We start from the raw sequence: 1,200 nt of genomic DNA, 5'->3' as shown, positions 1-1,200 counted from the left end.
CGCGAGCCGATCGCCGCCATGCCCGGCGTCTTCCGCCTGTCGATCGATCTCGCCGTCAAGGAGGCAGAGCGCGCGGCAAAACTCGGCATTCCCGCCCTCGCCACCTTCCCCAATGTGGACATCTCGCTGCGCGACCAGACCGGCTCGCACATCCTCGATCCCGACAATGTGATCAACCGCGCCACCCGCGCGATCAAGGATGCGGTACCGCAGATCGGCATCATCACCGACGCAGCGCTCGACCCATTCACCAGCCACGGCCATGACGGCATCCTGCGCGACGGCATCATCGTCAACGACGAGACAGTGGAACAGGTGACCGCCGCTGCAGTCATACAGGCGGCCGCCGGCGCCGACATCATCGCACCGTCCGACATGATGGACGGCCGTATCGGCGCCATCCGCGACGCGCTCGATGCCAATGGTTTTCAGGACGTGGCGATCATGTCCTATGCGACCAAATTCGCCTCGGCCTTCTACGGACCCTATCGCGAGGCGGTGGGCACCGCCGGTCTGCTCAAGGGCGACAAGAAGACCTATTACATCGACCATGCCAATTCGGACGAGGCGGTGAGAGAGGCCGAACAGGACATCGCCGAGGGCGCCGACATGCTGATGGTCAAGCCCGGCCTGCCCTATCTCGACATCATCCGGCGGCTGAAGGACGAGTTCCAGATGCCGACCTTCGCCTACCAGGTGTCAGGCGAATATTCGATGATCAAGGCGGCAGGCGCCAATGGCTGGATCGACGGCGAGAAGGCAATGCTGGAATCGCTGCTCGCCTTCAAGCGCGCCGGCTGCGACGGCATCCTGACCTATTTCGCACCCGAAGTGGCGGAGATGCTGAAGGGGTAATTTCTCTTCGCGACGACGGCCGGTCGCGGCGAGCAATGTCGGCCAATCCGCTTCGACATCCATACCAATTTCCGGCTCTTGGCCGGGGAATCCATAGCGAGGGCCACTTGACCGTTGCGTGGGCTTCGTTTGAGCTTGAAAATACCGCTTGCAATTCACAATCGGTTTGCTACAAAACAACTGCTTGCAAAACACAATCGGTTATCGAGGAGGCTCGCATGTCCAAACTTCGCGTCAACGCTTTCACCCTATCGCTCGACGGCTATGGCGCCGGTCCCGATCAGGATCTGCAAAATCCGCTCGGCGTCGGTGGGGAATCCTTGCACAAGTGGTTTGTCGACACCC

Annotated in this window: 1 protein-coding gene and 1 pseudogene; both read left to right on the top strand. The window is 61.2% G+C overall.

The window, feature by feature from the left end; genetic code table 11:
• A partial coding sequence (gene hemB / locus EN914_RS36025) for a porphobilinogen synthase (RefSeq protein WP_127389716.1) occupies positions 1-855 on the top strand: 855 nt, incomplete at its 5' end.
• A 218-nt stretch (positions 856-1,073) separates the two neighbouring features.
• Positions 1,074-1,200: pseudogene (locus EN914_RS39700) on the top strand (dihydrofolate reductase); the annotation flags it as partial.

Source organism: Mesorhizobium sp. M7A.F.Ca.CA.001.08.2.1 (genome assembly GCF_003998455.1).
Classification (GTDB): Bacteria; Pseudomonadota; Alphaproteobacteria; order Rhizobiales; family Rhizobiaceae; genus Mesorhizobium; species Mesorhizobium ciceri.
Note: the sequence above shows the minus strand (reverse complement) of the source record. Positions and strands in the feature narration are given on the sequence as shown.